Origin of the sequence: Chitinophaga niastensis, from assembly GCF_003014755.1 — a bacterium.
GTDB classification, from domain to species: domain Bacteria; phylum Bacteroidota; class Bacteroidia; order Chitinophagales; family Chitinophagaceae; genus Chitinophaga; species Chitinophaga niastensis.
In genome coordinates this window covers 302385-320901 of the sequence record NZ_PYAW01000002.1, presented here as the reverse complement: position 1 = coordinate 320901, position 18517 = coordinate 302385, and the positions used below count along the sequence as shown (strand labels likewise).

General features: G+C 40.6%; 11 protein-coding genes. 7 read left to right on the top strand and 4 right to left on the bottom strand.

Translation table 11 applies throughout. The annotated features are described in order from the left end of the window. Positions 1–52: 52 nt before the first annotated feature. On the bottom strand, positions 53–1345 hold the full coding sequence (locus tag CLV51_RS09885; protein ID WP_106527878.1) for a dicarboxylate/amino acid:cation symporter: 1293 nt from the start codon (positions 1343–1345) through the stop codon (positions 53–55). A gap of 202 nt (positions 1346–1547) precedes the next feature. Here CLV51_RS09885 and CLV51_RS09880 point away from each other — a divergent pair, with 202 nt between their 5' ends. Beyond that, positions 1548–3047 (top strand): amino acid permease, encoded by a 1500-nt coding sequence (locus tag CLV51_RS09880; RefSeq protein ID WP_106527877.1) that lies wholly within the window; start codon positions 1548–1550, stop codon positions 3045–3047. Between the two features lie 146 nt (positions 3048–3193). Next, positions 3194–3904 (top strand): YebC/PmpR family DNA-binding transcriptional regulator, encoded by a 711-nt coding sequence (locus CLV51_RS09875; protein ID WP_106527876.1) that lies wholly within the window; start codon positions 3194–3196, stop codon positions 3902–3904. An 89-nt stretch (positions 3905–3993) separates the two neighbouring features. On the opposite strand, the gene CLV51_RS09870 is transcribed toward CLV51_RS09875, so the two are convergent. Further along, on the bottom strand, positions 3994–4719 hold the full coding sequence (locus tag CLV51_RS09870) for a response regulator transcription factor (RefSeq protein WP_106527875.1): 726 nt from the start codon (positions 4717–4719) through the stop codon (positions 3994–3996). Positions 4720–4955: 236 nt separating this feature from the next. Further along, a complete protein-coding gene (locus CLV51_RS09865; RefSeq protein ID WP_106527874.1) occupies positions 4956–5918 on the bottom strand; it encodes a D-2-hydroxyacid dehydrogenase in 963 nt (320 codons plus the stop codon). 472 nt (positions 5919–6390) lie between these two features. Here CLV51_RS09865 and CLV51_RS09860 point away from each other — a divergent pair, with 472 nt between their 5' ends. The 5 genes from CLV51_RS09860 (at position 6391) to CLV51_RS09840 (ending at position 16869) form a co-directional block, all read left to right on the top strand. After that, entirely contained in the window at positions 6391–9966 is a 3576-nt protein-coding gene (locus tag CLV51_RS09860) for an RHS repeat domain-containing protein (protein ID WP_146151262.1), read from the top strand. 26 nt (positions 9967–9992) lie between these two features. After that, complete coding sequence (locus CLV51_RS09855; protein ID WP_106527872.1) at positions 9993–14483, top strand: DUF6443 domain-containing protein; 4491 nt, start codon at positions 9993–9995, stop codon at positions 14481–14483. Continuing rightward, positions 14480–15025: a hypothetical protein gene (locus CLV51_RS09850; RefSeq protein ID WP_106527871.1), complete on the top strand. Its 546-nt coding sequence runs from the start codon at positions 14480–14482 to the stop codon at positions 15023–15025. Before CLV51_RS09855 ends, CLV51_RS09850 begins: the two co-directional genes overlap by 4 nt. Positions 15026–15464: 439 nt before the next feature. Then, entirely contained in the window at positions 15465–15737 is a 273-nt protein-coding gene (locus CLV51_RS09845; protein ID WP_106527870.1) for a DUF7710 domain-containing protein, read from the top strand. Positions 15738–16191: 454 nt separating this feature from the next. Then, positions 16192–16869: a hypothetical protein gene (locus CLV51_RS09840; RefSeq protein ID WP_146151261.1), complete on the top strand. Its 678-nt coding sequence runs from the start codon at positions 16192–16194 to the stop codon at positions 16867–16869. A gap of 285 nt (positions 16870–17154) precedes the next feature. On the opposite strand, the gene CLV51_RS09835 is transcribed toward CLV51_RS09840, so the two are convergent. Then, positions 17155–18462, bottom strand: coding sequence for a DUF3472 domain-containing protein (locus CLV51_RS09835; protein WP_106527868.1), 1308 nt, complete (start codon positions 18460–18462; stop codon positions 17155–17157). Positions 18463–18517: the final 55 nt, after the last annotated feature.

Sequence of the window (18517 nt, the reverse complement as noted above, 5' to 3'; positions counted from 1 at the left end):
CTCTATTTCAGAATCGGTAAAATAAGAATTAATCTGTTACGCATATGTTAAGTTAGGCATTAGTAGCTTCTCCGGGCCCCAGTTTGTTTTCCCATTTGGAAACAACTGCGGTAGCCATTGCATTACCGATTACATTGGTAGCAGAACGGCCCATATCCAGGAGATGATCTACACCCAGCAGCAGTATTAAGCCTGCTTCCGGAATATGGAACATAGACAGCGTACCGGCAATTACCACCAGCGAAGCGCGTGGTACACCTGCAATACCTTTACTGGTGATCATCAATACCAATAACATCGTGATCTGCTGATCAATGCTCAGGTGCATACCATAGGCCTGTGCAATAAATAAACTGGCAAAGGTCATATACATCATAGAGCCATCCAGGTTAAAGGAGTAGCCCAGCGGTAATACAAAACTTACAATACGATTATCGCAGCCAAACTTCTCCAGTTCTTCCATGGTACGTGGGTAAGCAGCTTCACTGCTGGCAGTACCAAAAGCCAGTAACAGGGGATCTTTAATATGTCCGAGGAGCCTGAATACAGATTTACCCAATATCAGCCATCCTACTAATGCTATTACTATCCATAAACTGAATAATCCGAGATAAAACTGCAGAATGAACTTCCCGTAAGTGACTAAAACGATGGGGCCTTTTAATGCGACAATACCTGCCATAGCGCCAAATACTGCAAAGGGAGCAAAGTTCATTACAAAGCCGGTAACTTTCAGCATGATGTATGCTACGCTGTCGAGCAGCTTTACTACCGGCATCGCTTTTTCTCCGATGGCCGCAGCGGCCACCCCAAAGAAGATAGCAAATATTACGATCTGTAATATTTCATTATGTGCCATTGCATTGACCACACTATCAGGTACCAAATGCTGAAAGAATCCTTTCAGGGTCATATTGGCTTTTTCAATACCGGTAGCCGCATGTTCACTTGGCAAAGGCAGTTGCAACGACAAACCTGGCTTCATCAGGTTCACCAATATTAAACCGAGAAACAATGATACAAAAGTTGCACTGATAAACCACAGCATCGTTTTCCCTCCAATGCGGCCTACGGCTTTGATATCGCCCAGTTTGGCCACACCAACCACCAGGGTGGAAAACACCAGGGGGGCAATGATCATCTTAACAAGGCGCAGGAAGATATCTGTAAGAATAGAGATGTTATCAGCGAAAATCTGCGGGGTATCCTGCGTAACAGGCGCACCAGGAAGTGGTGGAGGTGTGCCTGCATTACCATAGATGGTGAATACGGCGTAACCTGTGCCGATTCCCACTATCATGGCAATGAAAATGTATAATGTGAGCAGATTCGATGATTTCTTCATGCTGAGCCAGAATTTTTCTACTTGTAAATAATTTGAGTTGTAACCTGAAAATTTCCCAAAAATAAGGTTAAGCAGCTTAAGATGAGCCTTAAAGGGTAAAATAAAAGTATATGCTTTTGATTTTAGATATTATATTTGGCGATCGACAAAAAACAACAAAAAGCTAAACTACCTTAAAACATCAACCACAACACAACTTCTTATGAGCAAACTTTTTGCTAAGAAACAACTATCTGTTTTACTTGCTGAAGCATCAGAATCAGAAAAAGGTCTTAAAAGAACGCTGGGGGCTGGCTCTCTGATTGCCCTTGGAATTGGTGCCATCATTGGTGCAGGTCTTTTTGTAAGAACAGCTGCTGCTGCTGGTCAACATGCTGGTCCTGCAGTAACTATTTCCTTTATTATTGCCGCTATAGGTTGTGCGTTGGCAGGTTTATGCTACGCAGAATTTGCTTCCATGATTCCTATTGCGGGAAGTGCCTACACCTATTCCTATGCTACACTGGGTGAATTTGTTGCCTGGATCATTGGCTGGGATCTGGTGCTGGAATATGCACTGGGTGCAGCTACAGTGGCCATTGGCTGGTCGCAGTACCTGAATAAACTGCTAACAAGTGTATTTCATGTAACCATACCGTACCAGTGGAGCCATAGTCCATTTGAGGTATCTGACCTGGGTGTACATGGTATCATGAACATCCCTTCCATTTTTATCCTGCTGTTGCTTACGCTATTGCTGATCAGGGGAACAGAGGGATCTGCCATTGTAAACAATGTTATTGTAATCGTAAAAGTTACCATCGTTTTATTGTTCATCTTCCTTGGATGGCATTTTATCAACCCTGCCAACCATACGCCTTTTACCATTTCTGCCAATGCAGGTACAGTAACCATGCATAACGGACAGGTGGTGAATTATGCAGATTTCTGGAATCACGGCTGGGCCGGGGTATTGCGAGGGGCTGGTGTGGTATTTTTTGCTTTCATTGGTTTTGATGCCGTATCTACTGCCGCTCAGGAAACAAAAAATCCTAAAAGGAATATGCCTATAGGTATCCTGGTATCGCTGGCTATTTGTACCGTATTGTATATCCTGTTTTCATATGTACTTACCGGTATTGCACCTTTTCAGGACTTCTTGAAAGCAGGTGGTGAGGCTTCCGTAGCTTATGCTATTGATACCTATATGCCTGGTTATGGCTGGTTATCTACTTTCATTACTGTTGCTATTCTGGCGGGTTTCTCTTCCGTAATACTGGTAATGTTACTGGGACAAACCAGGGTATTTTATTCCATGAGTAATGATGGTCTGGTACCTACCGTATTTGCCAAGCTGCATCCTAAATACCGTACTCCTTACCGTTCACAGTGGATGTTCTTTGGATTTGTATCTCTTTTTGCTGCATTTATTCCGGATAACGTAGTGGGTGAAATGACCAGTATCGGTACTTTGTTTGCCTTCGTGCTGGTTTGTATAGGGGTAATCGTAATGAGAAAAAGCAATCCTGAGTTACCTCGTGCTTTCAAAACACCATGGGTACCATTTGTTCCTATTTTAGGCGCATTGGTATGTTTGGCCATGATCCTGAGCCTTGGCTGGGAAAACTGGAGCAGACTGTTTGTTTGGCTGGGAATTGGGTTTATTGTCTACTTCCGCTTCAGTGTGAAACACAGTAAGGCTCGTAAACTACTTGATAAATAATTGATTATAAGTTTTTTAGACAAAAGGTGAAAAGCGAAAATGTTAATCATTTTCACTTTTCACCTTTTGTGTTTCATGACTTATTTATAATCTCTTATTTTTGCGTTCTATTTTTACAAGTAACCAACAATTATATACCACTCCAAATGGGAAGAATATTTGAAGTAAGAAAATCGACCATGTTTGCCCGCTGGGATAAAATGGCGAAAGCATTTTCAAGAATTGGAAAAGAAATTGCCATTGCTGTTAAAGCATCTGGTCCTGATCCGGATAATAACCCTGCACTCCGTCGTTGCATACTCAATGCAAAAAGTGTAAACATGCCTAAAGACCGTGTAGATGCGGCCATTAAGCGTGCCATGGGTAAGGACAAAACCGATTACGAAGAAGTTGTTTACGAAGGCTATGCACCCCATGGTGTGGCTGTAATCATAGATACTGCTACTGACAATACAACCCGTACCGTAGCTAACCTGCGGATGCACTTTACAAAAGGTGGTGGAAGCCTGGGTAATAGTGGTTCCGTTGGATTTTTGTTTAATCGTGTTGGTGAGTTTAAGATAAAAAATACCGGCCAGAACCTGGAAGACCTGGAACTGGAACTGATAGATTTTGGTTTGGAAGAAGTAGGTGAAGACAGCGAAGGCAATATCATTATCCGTGCTGCTTTCACTGAATTTGGTAATATGGCCAAAGCGCTGGATGATAAAGGAATAGAAGTGATCAGCTCAGAGCTGAAGCGTATTCCTGCCACTACTGTGGAGCTGAATGATGAACAGGCGAAAGAAGTGCTGGAGCTGATAGATCGTTTAGAGCAGGATGAAGATGTGCAGCAGGTGTTCTACAATCTGAAATAATAATAGCATAACCACCTATAAATAGAACGTCCGCCATAAGGCGGACGTTTTTTCATTGGATAGTGTTAATTTACTCAAACCAAAAACAATTAAGCTTTGAAGATCTTGTGTGAACGATCCAATTCGTTGGCAATAAACATGAGCCCTTTTCCATGATAGGTTTCAAGTTTAAGGGATGGGTCCTGTGCAATATGCTTGCGCAATCTCGTCAGGTACACATCCATCACACGTGATGCGAAGAAATCTTCCTGCTTCCATATGCTGGCAAGAATTTCATCTCTCTTCAGTTTTTTATTTGAATTTTCGCAGAGGAAGCGGAGTAGTTCCGCCTCTTTTGGGGCCATACGAACATGGGAATCAGCATCTTTATGTTTTATGTTGAACTGGGTATAATCAAATATCATTTTGCCCATTGTGTAAACAATCCTTCTTTCACTATTCAGGAGGCGGCTACGTTTGAGGTATACTTCTATTCTGCATAACAGTTCCTGCATATTATAGGGCTTGGTTATATAATCATCTGCACCTGATTCAAAGCCCTGCAGTTTGTCCTGTTCCATATATCTGGAAGATGCAAAAATGATTGGAACATTCTCATCCATTAAGCGGATGTCTTCCGCCAGTTGAAATCCGTCTTTTTTGGGCATTACTACATCAAGCAAGCAAAGATCAAAGATGTTTTTCTTGAATTTTTCCAAGCCTTCTTCACCGTCTTCACACAAGCTAACTTCATAACCCGCACGTTCAAGATGTCTTTTCACTACTTTGGCGAAGAATACGTCATCTTCCACCAGAAGAATGCTTGCTTGCTGCATATACGTCGGTTTTTGAAAGTTAAACAATTAAGATTTTAGTTGTTGCCCCTGACAATTAGGGTATTTTTTACGTTTAATCAAATGTAAATGGAATATTAATAACTTTTGCATTCAGTATATCCAGTTATTCCGCCTTGTTCATTCTTATTCATTCAAAAAGATGAGTAACCCGTTGGCATTTTTTTCCTGTATACTTATGATTCCTAACAATAAAACAAATTTATTGCCGCGATGGGTTATACCTGGTTCACAATATTTTTCGGTTTCCCGGATAAAAACGCAGCTACATTTTTAATGGCAGTATCCATTAACCTTCCGCGGGCTGCTTGTGTAGCCCATGCAATATGAGGTGTGATAATAGTATTAGGTGCAGTCACCAGTGGATGATCTGCTGCAGGAGGTTCTACAGATAATACATCCAGCGCTGCACCGGCAATCACACCCTGCTGCAATGCTGCTGCCAGATCCATCTCCTCTATCAACGGCCCGCGGCTGGTATTTACCAGGAAAGCAGTTTTCTTCATGGTACTCAGTAATGCCGCATTCACAAACGCTTTATTCTCCGGATTCAGCGGGCAATGCAACGATACTATATCCGCTTCCCGGAAACAAACATCCAACTCCACAAATGTTACCCCTTCCATCTTATGCCGTTCCGGATGCCTGTGAGACGCGATCACCTTCATACCAAATGCCAGCGCAATACGTGCTACTGCCTGCCCTATTTGTCCCAGACCCACTATCCCCAGCGTTCTTCCGGATAACTCCATCAATGGCATTTTCCAGTAACTGAAATCAACACTGCTATTCCACTCTCCTGCCCGCACACTATCTGCATGCAAACCTGTATGTTGACATAACTCCAGGATTAAGGCAAACGTCATCTGCGCTACAGAGGCAGAACCGTAAGCAGGTACATTGGTTACCGGAATATTTTTTGCCTTTGCAGCTGCGATGTCCACTACATTATAACCGGTAGCTATCACCCCTATATATTCCAGTTGCTTTAACTGATTGATATTATCTGCATGCAGGATGGTCTTATTGGTAAGCACAATGTGTGCGTCTTTTGCTCTTTCCACTACATCCTTTTCAGACGTACGATCATAAATAGTAACATTACCCAGGGCCTTTAACGGGGCCCAATCGAGATCGCCGGGGTTAAGTGCATAGCCATCCAGTACTACTATATTTTTCATGGGTGTTATTTTTGGGTGTAAATGTATTAAAAGAAGGTGGGTGATTTTTATTAAGAATAACTATTTCACTTAGTATATACACTGCGTAGCGACACCTTATATTTATTGTTAATACATTGGTAACAAGCGATTTATAATGATATAGGTATCAGAATAAATGAAATAGTTTTATATTGCACCGCCTAAGGACGTGTACATTGTAGTAATTTTTTGTTGAACCCTTATGAAGTATTTTTATTCAGTACCTGTATTTTTTTTAATTTTTCTCTATACATCAGTATCTGCTCAGGATAGTACTGTCCGGCATCTACAGCAACTACCAGCTAAATATTTTTCCCGTAAGCTACCCATGGCCAGTTCTGGCAACGTTTATAACAGCTACCTGGACACTTTAAAAGTGTACACGTTTTAGGTATTCTCTTTAAAATAAATAATATAGATGAACAATATTTACCTTTTTTATCCCATAGATATGATATATCAATTTCTCTCCCGGAAAATAAAACGAACCATATTATTTTTTGTTTGTCTGGCCTCCATGCTCATCGGAAATATTAATCCTGCTTTTTCGCAGGTACGAACGCTAACGGCAACATCCCCTGGTGGAACCAACTATAATTTTAATCCAAATGCCTTTTACCCACCACCGGTAAATGCTGCTACTATAAATAAAGGAGGAGATGTTAATGTTAATCTGGCATCCGGCACACCCAATGTTGGTATTCCTCTCTTTAACATCAAGTCAAGATTTCTGAACTTACCTGTTACATTAAATTATGCCTCCAATGGGATAAAGGTTAATGAATTAGCTGGTATCGCAGGCTTAGGATGGAGCCTGAACTATGGTGGAGTAGTTAACAGAACCTGCTTTGGACTTCCTGATGAAGAGCGGTCATCTGTTCAGATGAACAATTTCACAAAAACAACTTTTAGTGTTGACAGACCTACATTAGATTATCTCAATAATGCTATTGACAAAGAGAGTGATGTTTTTGATTTTTCCGTTAATGGTATGATCTCCGGTAAGTTCATTTTTGGAAATGACGGAAAGGCTATTTTACTGGAAGACAAAAATTATAAAGTTGTTACATCGCTTTCTTCCATCAGAAATGGTATTGAAATTATCGATGAAAAAGGAATCCATTATTCCTTCAATGTATGTGATACTTCTACGTTTACTAAAGTTGGAACCTATTGTGCAGACGGAGCTGCCGGCAGGGCTAAAAAGTTTGGCAATGCCTGGTATTTGTCCAGTATCATTCAGCCCGGACAAGATACCATCACATTTCAATACATGGATAATTATCATTCATACCTGGTAGATGTAAGTGAAACAGAATCTATTGTCATGGCCTCTACACTATGGGCATGCACTAATGGTTCTTCCGGTTTTGGCTGCCCGAAGTACTCCAGCACCTTTGATAATTGTTTTACCAATCAGACGATAAATAGTAAACTACTAACGCAAATAAATTTCACGAACGGATACCTTCGATTTGATTATAACGCGAATGATGTGATAAGAAAGGATATAACAGGAGGGGCCACACTGACAGACATTTCACTGATTAACAATAAAGGTGATATTATCAGGCATGCAGGATTTAGTTTCACCTATTTTAAGTCACCTTCTTTTGGCACTTTTCTTAGGAATAACGGCATGCTGGATTCAACACTAATTTACCGCCTGGTACTGGATAAGCTTAATATTACCCAATCCTTCGAAAGTACCACACCTTCCTATAATTATTCATTTTCTTATTTACAGGGTAATGCCCTGCCTGCACGTCTTTCCGGTTCCCAGGATTTTTATGGATATAATAACGGGAAAGATAACCCCTATCTATTAACCAGTATTACTGATCAATATCCGCAATCAGACTATTACTTATTAGGGTATCCTGCAAGATTTGGTGATCGTACACCCGATACAAAAAAAATGCAGTATGGCTTATTAAACAAGGTGGTATATCCAACAGGTGGTTATGACACTATTACTTATGATTTCAACAAAACGAAAGAGCAATATATTGATGATCACAAAGCGGTGTACAGCGCCGGCGTAATCGGTACCGGCCTGAATACTGTACAGGAGAATAATGGTGTTATCACACTTCCCTACAAACAAACCATCAATGTTGATTTCAAGGTAACAAGTACCGATCCTAATCAGCCCAATACGCGTAACCAGGGAACACTGTACATATACAGCCGGGAGCAAGGTGATATAACGGTTTATACCAGAACTTATATGCCGTTGAATAATGGGCAGACTGCCTCAGATATACAACTGGATTCAGGTACCTACGACATAAGGATATTATCCCAGGGTGCCGTCATCAGCTCAGTGGTAGGCATCAAGTATTTTTCTCAAAAACCAGAAACATTATATCGCGATGTTCCTTTGGGAGGAGTAAGTGTAGCTGCTATCACCAACTGTGATAACATCACCAATACAGCTGTTAAAAAGAGTTATAATTATATGTATAAAGAAGATGGGCGTTATTCAACATTTCGGATTCTCAAGGATCCCAAATATATGCAGTCTTCCAATATTCCTGCATTCATAAGCTGTACGAATACACAGGATTGTCTCGGTTCCGAGTCTTGCACATATCTTGTGCACACCAATAATACAAATACCCCTACTACAGTATCCGGCAGTAATACCTGTTATCATGAATCAGTGATAGAAACAGTGACCGGGGCAGATAATATAGACCGGTCAGTGGAATATCGGTATAAATATAATTCCATCCTGTATCCCGGAGTAATTAACGGTTCTATCGCTAACACACCATATGGGATCCTTCCTGATTTTTTAATTGGAGATACTTTAACTACTTATTATGCTGTTGATAAAAATACAGCTAACAGGACTGTCCAGAAGATAATTAAGAAGACCTATGAAGAAAACTATCAGCGGATAGTGGATAACTATAATGTAAAAAAAGTATACACCGTTCCCTGCCAGTTTGAACCACCTCAACCAGTTGAATTCGGAGCATACTATATAAATAATTACCCGATCTATTTTCAGCAGAAAAAGCTGCTTTCTACAATGGAAACGGATTATGCGCTTAATGGAAACGGGTATTTACAATCTTCTGTAACAAATAACTATAACACCACACCTTATACGCTTATCAAAGAAAGCATCAGCCAATCCAGCAAAGGAGAAACCTTAAATTCGGCTTTCAAATACTATTGGGAGCTTAATTCAAATGCATTATCCGACACTATAAAAAACCGTAATAATATAGCATTGCCTGCAGATGTTACTGCATCCAGGAACGGAAATGTGCAAACACATAATACAGTAGATTATAAATTCCAGGATAACAATAATCTCATTGTACAACCATACAGGTATGTAACAGAACTGGCAGGACAGCCTTTAAAAACGCAATATGACATTACAGGATTTGATCCTTATGGAAATGTACAGGAAGTTGTAAAAGATGGATTTGTAAACAGTTATTTATGGGATTACAATAGTTGTTTGATGGTTGCCAGCACTGTTAATGCAGGGAAACAAAGCGTTTCGTACACCAGCTTTGAAGCAGATAACAATGGTGGATGGATAGTATCCGGCAACCAGCGTAACAGTACAGATGCTATTACCGGTTTATATTCCTATTCGTTGAGCAGCGGCAGTATCACACAACCCGCATTACCGCTCAATGTAGAATACATCATTACTTTTTGGGCAAAAGGAGGTACTGTAAATATCAATGGGGTGCAAGCTACAGCAAAAACACAGCGCATGGGGTGGACAGAATATGAATATAAATTTACCCCGGTAAATAATAATCTCACTATTGCCGGAACTGCGCTCATCGATGAACTGCGGCTCTATCCTTCTTCTGCTCAGATGACTACCTATACTTATGCTCCCCTGGTAGGTATTAACAGTCAATGTGATGCACAGAATAAGATTGTTTATTATTCTTATGATCCATTAGGGCGACTTAAAACAATAACAGACCAGGATGGTAAAATCATTAAACAATATGATTACCAATACCAGGCTACAATAACCCAATAATTCATCGACCCTAAAACCCCCATGATATGTTAAATATTTATCTCAACATAAAAAAGATATCCGGAGTATTGCTGGGGATCGTATATGCATCCTCGTTAACAGCCCAGAATCTTCCGGGTAACAGTACCCGGCCCGGGGCTACACCGGTTATCCCACAAAGCGCCTATACCAATGGTACTATTAACTATGTCCGTGCCTGGGAACCTTCTATGCCCACTACTGATACAGCAATAGTAACTGCTGGCAGTCGCACTGTAGCTGAAGTAAAACAAACCACCCAATATTTCGACGGATTAGGCAGACCGCTACAAACCGTAAGCAAAAAGATCAGTCCTCAGGGTGTTGATATGGTGACACCTGTCATCTACGACCCATTTGGCAGGGAGCAATTTAAGTATCTCCCCTATGCACAGCAGTCAGGTAATACCAATGATGGCAAGTTTAAAACAGATCCCTTCAACAGTCAACAGACATTTTATCAGAATGCAGTGTTGAATCCCGGTGTTAAAGGAGAATCAATATTTTACAGCCAGGTTGAATATGAAGCTTCTCCGTTAAACCGGGTGCTTAAAACTTATTCTCCCGGTAATAACTGGGCCAGTAGCGGAGGAAACCGACCTGTCATACAGGACTACCAGGTAAATACAGCAGGCGATGGCGTGCGTGTGTGGGATATGCCGGCTACTGGTATAACACCCGTTAGCACCCGTAGCTATGATCCGGGTCAGTTATATAAAAATGTAAGCACAGATGAACGTGGTTACCGCGTAGTCGCTTTTAAAGATAAAGAAGGACGGGCGGTTATGAACAGAGTGGAACTGGGATCGCAAGTTGCAGACGGCCATAATAACTGGCTTTGCACCTACTATGTATATGATGACCTGGGCAACCTTCGCTGTGTAATCCCTCCCAAAGCGGTAGAACTCATCAAAAGCAATTGGACCCTGACACCTGATGTTGTAAAAGAGCTATGTTTTCTATACAGGTATGATGGACGCAACCGGATGATAGTAAAAAAGATACCGGGAGCTGATTCTACAGAACTGGTATATGACATCAGAGATAGACTTGTGTTCAGCAGAGATGGGAACCTGAGAACGGGAACAACCCCGCAATGGCTGGTTACTTTCTACGATGCACTTAACCGGCCTTCCATGACCGCTTTGTATAATTCCGGTGCCACCAAGGATGCATTACAAACATCCATGAATACAGCTGCTAATTCACAAACGATTGGTTATACTTTTCCGGGTATTGCAGACTTGGTAGTAGCTACGCATGATCGCCCGGTTTACCAGGCAACTAAAAGCATTAGTATAGAAAGCGGTTTCGATTCAGGAACAAATGGTGTATTCGATGCATTGATTGATCCTAATACAACAGAGGGACAAACAACTATTACAGCAACTAATCCGTTACCGGGTATCTCTTCCAATGATTTAACACCATTAACCTATACCTATTATAATGATTATAGCTTTGCAGGTGCACAGTCTTACCAGTCCGGGGATTTTGGCAAACCACAGGCGGGTAGTAATCCTTATGCAGAGTTGTTAACAGGTATAAGTAACATGACTTCGGGAATGGTAACGGGTACCAAAGTAAGAGTACTGGGCACCGATAAATGGTTAACCACCACCACCTATTACACCGACAAAGGCCGGGTTGCCCAGGTGATCGCTGATAATGTTGGCGGCGGGCAGGATGTTGTAACTAATCTTTATAATTTCAATGGGAAACTGCTTAGTAATTATTTACGCCATAAGAACCCAAGAAGCGGGGCAACTCCGCAAACGATGGTGCTTACCATGCTGGCATATGATGACGCCGGACGATTAACACAGGTAACCAAACAATTAAATGACGACGCCAGCACACAAAGACTCATTGCTGCTAATACCTATGACGAACTGGGTCAGTTAAAGAACAAAAGCCTAGGAGTAATAGGCAGCACTCCACTGGAAACACTGAACTATGAATACAATATTCGTGGCTCACTAACAGGGATCAACAAAGGTTTTGTAAATACAGCAGGTAGCACAGGTAACTGGTTTGGTCAGGAGCTCAACTATGATGATGGCTTTCAGCAAAACCAATATAATGGGAATATAGCGGGCATCAAATGGAAAAGTAAATCAGACGGGATCAGTCGCGCTTATGGATATAGCTACGATGAAGCGAACCGTATTAAAATAGCTGATTTTTCGCAACAGAATTCAGGTAGCACCACCTGGACCAACGATAAGATGGATTTTTCCGTAAGCGGATTAACTTATGATGCTAACGGGAACATAGGCACCATGAATCAAAAAGGCATGAAAGGTGTTACCAGTGCAACTATAGATCAACTGACCTATACTTATTTACCCAGCAGTAATAAACTGCAGGGAGTGGCAGATCAGGCCAACGATCCATCTTCTACCCTCGGCGATTTTAAAGAGATAAATGGTACAGGAAATAACGATTACCTCTATGACCTGAATGGTAACCTGACAAGTGATGCCAATAAAAATATCACCGCTATCAGTTACAATCATCTGAACCTACCACTAAATATTACTATTTCAGGCAAAGGCGCTATCCAGTATAAATATGATGCAGCAGGAAATAAGCTGGAGAAAGTAGTAACAGATAATACAATAACCCCGGCTAAAATTACGACCACAGATTATATAGGCGGATTCGTTTATCAGAATGATACGCTGCAATTTGCCGGACATGAAGAAGGCAGGATAAGAGCAACTTATAAAACAGGACAACCAATAGCCTATGTATATGATTACTTTGTAAAAGACCACCTGGGCAATGTACGCATGATCCTGACAGAACAAAGTGACTTCAGCATGTATGCTGCTACCATGGAAACCAGCAAAGCCGCTACAGAAAATGCCCTTTTCAGCAATATAGAAGCAACCCGGGTAAATAAACCTGTTGGCTACCCACAGGACAATAGCGCCGGTGATAATGCGTTTGTAGCTAAACTGAATGTCAACAGCGGCGGAAATAAAATAGGTCCCTCCCTGGTACTCAGGGTAATGGCAGGTGATACAGTACAGATCAGTGCCAAAGCATTTTATAAATCGCTGTCGCCACAAGACACTAAACAAGCAGCTCCCATAGAAGATATGATTGCCAGCCTGGCAAATGTCTTTGCCACCAGTACCAACCAGGGAAGTGTGCATGCCAGCAGTACCAACGGACAACAATCTCCTTTTTCTTCCAATTTTACTAATAATGATTATCAACGGTTAAAGGATAAAGATCCAAATCAGAACAAAACAGACAAACCCAAAGCATACTTAAATTTTGTACTCTTTGATGATCAGTTTAACTTAGTAGACAACAATAGCGGAGTAAAACAGGTACAGGGAGATCCTGATAATTTACAGTCACTGGCTACAGATAAGATGCCCATTACCAAAAGTGGTTTTCTGTATGTATATACCAGTAATGAAAGTCCGCAGGATGTGTTCTTTGATAATATAATACTGGGGCAATCTACAGGGCCTATATTGGAAGAAACGCATTATTATCCGTTTGGGTTGACGATGGCGGGGATCAGTTCCAATGCGTTGAAAGGAGCGAATTATCCGGAGAATCGTAAGAAATATAATGGTATAGAGTATACGAATGAGCTGGATCTTGATATATATGATGCTCAACTGAGGAATCTGGACCCACAGATAGGAAGATGGAATCAGATAGATCCGAAAATGGAGAAGATGGAGATGTGGAGTCCGTATGCATCTAACTATGATAATCCGATAAGGTATAATGACTTTTTAGGGGATGAACCTGGTCCTGGTGATCCTGAGAAACAGTATGGATTAGTTACCGGAAGGGAATATACATTGACTACCCCCTCGGGGTTTGGATCTTCTCTTAAATATGCAGCTCAATACGCGGCAGGAATAGTAAATGAATTTGTGGCTGGAGTAAATCAAAATTTAAACCCAGTGTATGCTGCGGGAAATGGCGCACAGGCTTTAGTTACCGGTAAGGATCTGCAAACAGGTCACGCTATGAGTGGTGTGGATGCTTCAATTAGTATTTTATCTTCTATTCCTATAGGAAAGGCTTTTCAAATAGGAGGTAAACTGCTCACATCAGCAGAAGGAATGGTCGCAAGAATGGGAGAGCAAGCCACTGGCAATAGTTTACAAGGAGCTGTTGCTAAAGAAGGCGTGCTTCAGTCACAAGTTCTTGAATATGCTAAAACGAATGGAATTTACAGTGGGCAGAAAAGTCTTAATAGTATATCAATAGTAGGGAACTATTTGACTCAGATGAAGGAAGGTGTATTTAATACGGAACAAGGGGCGGCAGGCTTCATAGATAAAGGAAAAACTATTATTACAGACGGGAATCATAGGATGAATGCTGCTATCCAATATACACTTGAAACGGGAGACAATAAGTTTGTTCAGTCACTGATCCAAAATGGTAACTTTACACATGCAAATCCTGCACAATACGGAGTGAAAGTATATAATCTTCCAGTAAAACCCATAAAATGATGCGAGGTTTCTTAATAGAAAGTGATGAATACAAGGTGAAAAATCAATTGACCTATGGGTGCTTGTATATGATCTTAACATCTGTACCTGGAATCCAAAGTCGATTATTCCCTACGTCACAAATGCCAGTTTCTCATATTAACTCTTTTTTTATGGGAGCACTAAAAGTTTCTAATTATATAAGTAAGAAGAAATTTAATCCTGCTAGAATCGATTATCTGAGGCAAAGATTTAATCTTCCGGACCTGTCCTTAAGTGATAATAGCTTTTATGAGCAACTTGTCTTTGTAATCTTGAATGAGTTGGATAATAATGAAGTTATTGTTGTAGAAACAACCGGCTTAGCCAATGACTCTATAGGTTACCTTATAAGGTTTTGTTATGGCTTTTTAATCGTTAATCGGGATAGACTAATTGTTCTTGTACATCCTGAACATCAAAGAGTCCAATATCCTGAATATCTACTACTTGAGTTAGATGATGTAAAAGTAGGAGATGTGACAAGCTGGTTAAAGGGATTAGATTTGAATTATCTCAGGTGATGTCATTATTTTTTAAGCTCCCCATAAGGATAATACTTGAGGTTCAACTGATATAACAATGAATCGCAATAGAGAAGCCGCAGGTATCGCTTGTATGCCCCCAAAAAGTTAGACACTATTTGGGGGCAATTTTTTGGATGGAAGAATTAAATATAATTACAGACAGAAACTATCATCTGCACGAGCTGTTGTAAAAGGGAAAGAATCTTTGCGCACAGCAAAGAGTACTTCTGGTGAGAAAATTTTTAGAGAAGTTAAATAAACTTAATTTAATTATGTTGAATCTTGAGCATTATCATCAAGATTAAAAATGAATTTTTATTTCCCTCTGGTAGTAAAGATATATCTTCCAGGTGTTTAAGAGTCAAAGGATGCAGGATATACTCTAGGTAATATGGCAATTAATCCTTTTTCAAGATAATAGATAAAACATAATCTTATGATAGAAAATATATGGATTTTTAATGGAGCCGATAGCCGCTTTGCAAGTGGTGCTTTTGATGATATAAAGAAAGCTGAAGAATGGATAAGTACAAACAAACTGACAGGTACTTTAACGAATTATCCGGTTAATATTGGTGTTTACCATTGGGCGATTGAGAATGAGTTTTTTTCTCCTAAAAAGAAAGAGCACACGAGTCCTGAGTTTATAGGTAAATTTAGTTCAGCTAGTCAGGAACACTTTCATTACGAAGAAGGTAAAAGGGGGTAGCCAAAGCTGTAGTATTTTATAAGATATAAATATGAAACTAAGATTCATAAATAACCGCCTACACTACCAGACCTACCGGCTACATCACTTAAATGCTCTCTTACACTGCTGGACTGTCAGTTTACATTACTTGAATGCATACTTACATTGCTTAAATACCTGCTTACACTGCTAGACTGTCAGCTTACAACTCCTAATTGTTTTCCTGCCACCATAAACAATCTACTCACCCCATTTTTTAGGAAGATGACGAACATAGAAAGTACTCTTAATTAATCTACTATATTTTTTTGTAGTTAAAATTAATTATGCATATTGCAGACTGTCACATATATGCGAAATTAGGATTCCTACCTTGACCCACTTTTAGACCAAAATAAATTTTAAAAAATCTAACACCCAAAATAAATCAGTTAATGATTGATTTTTGTTCACCATTTAAACAACCTCTAATATGGACCGTAGGCAATTAAACACGCTCGGTATGTATCAGGCTGTACTGACGCACCTGGATAAATTCCCAACCACCTGGCAACAACTGGAACCTGTTATTCCAATAGTAGACAGCTTTCGTATCAACGTAAATGCACTACTGCTTCAATCTCAGTTGCAGGAACAAAACAATACTGTGGGGCATACACTTAATAAAGATCAACACCTTAACAAGCTGCGGGAAGCCGTTTATCAGTTAAGTCTGAAACTTCGTGCTTATGCAAAAACAGCTAAGAATAATGTGATGTTACAGGATGTTAATTTTCCTTATTCCACATTGGAAAATACCACAGAGCAATTAATGCTGCAACGTTGTACCCGCATTATACAACATGCGAAAGAAACATTACCGGCATTAAAAGGCTATAGTGTAACAGAACAGGATATAACTGATATAGAAAAACTGGTAGCCGATGCACATCCTCTTTCGGCGCAGCGTAATGTGATTGCCGGCACCCGAAAAACAGCTACTGACACTATTCCTGAAATAATTCAGGCCGCCAGAGAGCAACTGGATGTACTGGACGATTTAATGGAATGTCTTGTTACAGACGATACTTTTTCTGAAACTTATTTTAACCTTCGCAGAATTAACGACAGAGTTGGAAGAGGTAGTGCGAAGATGCAGAAGGAAGTATAAATTTTATTACATTTTGGGTGTATGATTTTGGAGGGTGGCACGAAGGTGCTGCCCTTTTTTATAATTGCTCATTACAAGTGATTATTCTTTGGCACTACAATGCATGAATCCTTTCTACATGAAATAATCGTTAACTCCTCTCCCAGCCCATCATTCATTCAAAAAATCCCACACCTTTGCACCGCCATAATAGCAATACTACTAAGCCTATCAACTGCTTAATTTTAACAGAGGCCACCGCATCAGCAGATTCATGCCGATACGGTGGCTTCGCCTATTATAAGATCAATTTGTGGGCAATGTAGCCAGGTTTACAGCAGGCGGTGTGCCGGTAGTTGGGCGTTGATACGATTGTCCAACGCTGTTACCTGCTTCTTTGAAACCACCGCTATACATGTAGAAGAAATTATTCTCCAGGCCAGCACCGATATCATATCGCTGATGAACAGACTCACCGGCAGTAGTGGTAAAAGCAGCCTTGTTCAGTTCTATCCAGTTACCATTTACTGTTCTTACCCATTGGTTACCGTAACGGGCTTTAAAATAGTCGTTACCATTTTCAGAAAAGTTTTCTACAAAAGAATACAAGCCACCCAGCAGCTTTCCATTGGTTTTGGATTTATTCCATTGTGCAATAAGTTTCCACGAACCTGTTTCGGGTGCATAAAAATAACCGGTATAAATAGTGTGTGTACCGGCTGCTTCCGCATGCACTAATAACTTATACGTATTACCGGTTTTCCAGGGAAATTTCAGGTAACTCTGTCCGCCGGAGCCTTCATTACCGAAAGGATTACTTGTAATATCGCTTCCTTTTTTAACCAGGGTCACTGCGTAGTCGGCAGGAATCTGGCTGGGGTTATCGGTGTTAAAGTTGCTCCAGATAGAAAAGAGTACGCGTCTTTCTGTGGGGCTATTTACCTGGATACCAAAGTAGCCGTCTCCGAAGCCATTGACCATGTAATATGAATATAACGGGTCTGCGCCTGTAGGTACATATATTTCATTGTAAAACCAGGCGATGGCGCTATCATGCGGAACAGGATAAGATAAATGTGTTGCTGGTGCACCTCTGTACTGACTACGGTTATATTTTAAACCAAGCGAACTGGTGATTATTACAGCTTGTACATTGGGCAGATAACCGTTTTTAGTAGCGGCTTTTATTTCCAGGCAATGATAACGGGAAGAGGAAATGTGGAAGTTGCCAACATTCAAGGTGATGTAATCGGATGTTTTATTCACCACCACATTATAAATAGTACCGGAACTGTCCAGTCGTATTTTCAACGTATTGGCATTTTTGGGGGCCTTCAGGCGAATAGAAACGCTGATGCTTCCGGTTGACTGCGGATAGAAGAACACCCGCGTAAAACCGCTGGAATCCTTCCATGATACAAGGCCTTCTGAAAAAATACTGCCATAACTATCATATTGATCTTCGGGGTACACATAACCGTTGCTAAACAACGTTATGGTATCCGTTACTGCTAACAAAGGCTTAGCCCCTGTTTGGGCCTGAAGTTCACTGTTGAATTTTGCGCACCCGACTGCAATCAGCAAGGCCAGCAAAAGAAGAGGAATTTGTTTCATTGTTTACTGTGGATTTTGGTTTCTGTAAACAAAGTACTTCTTTCAGCAGAAAAAA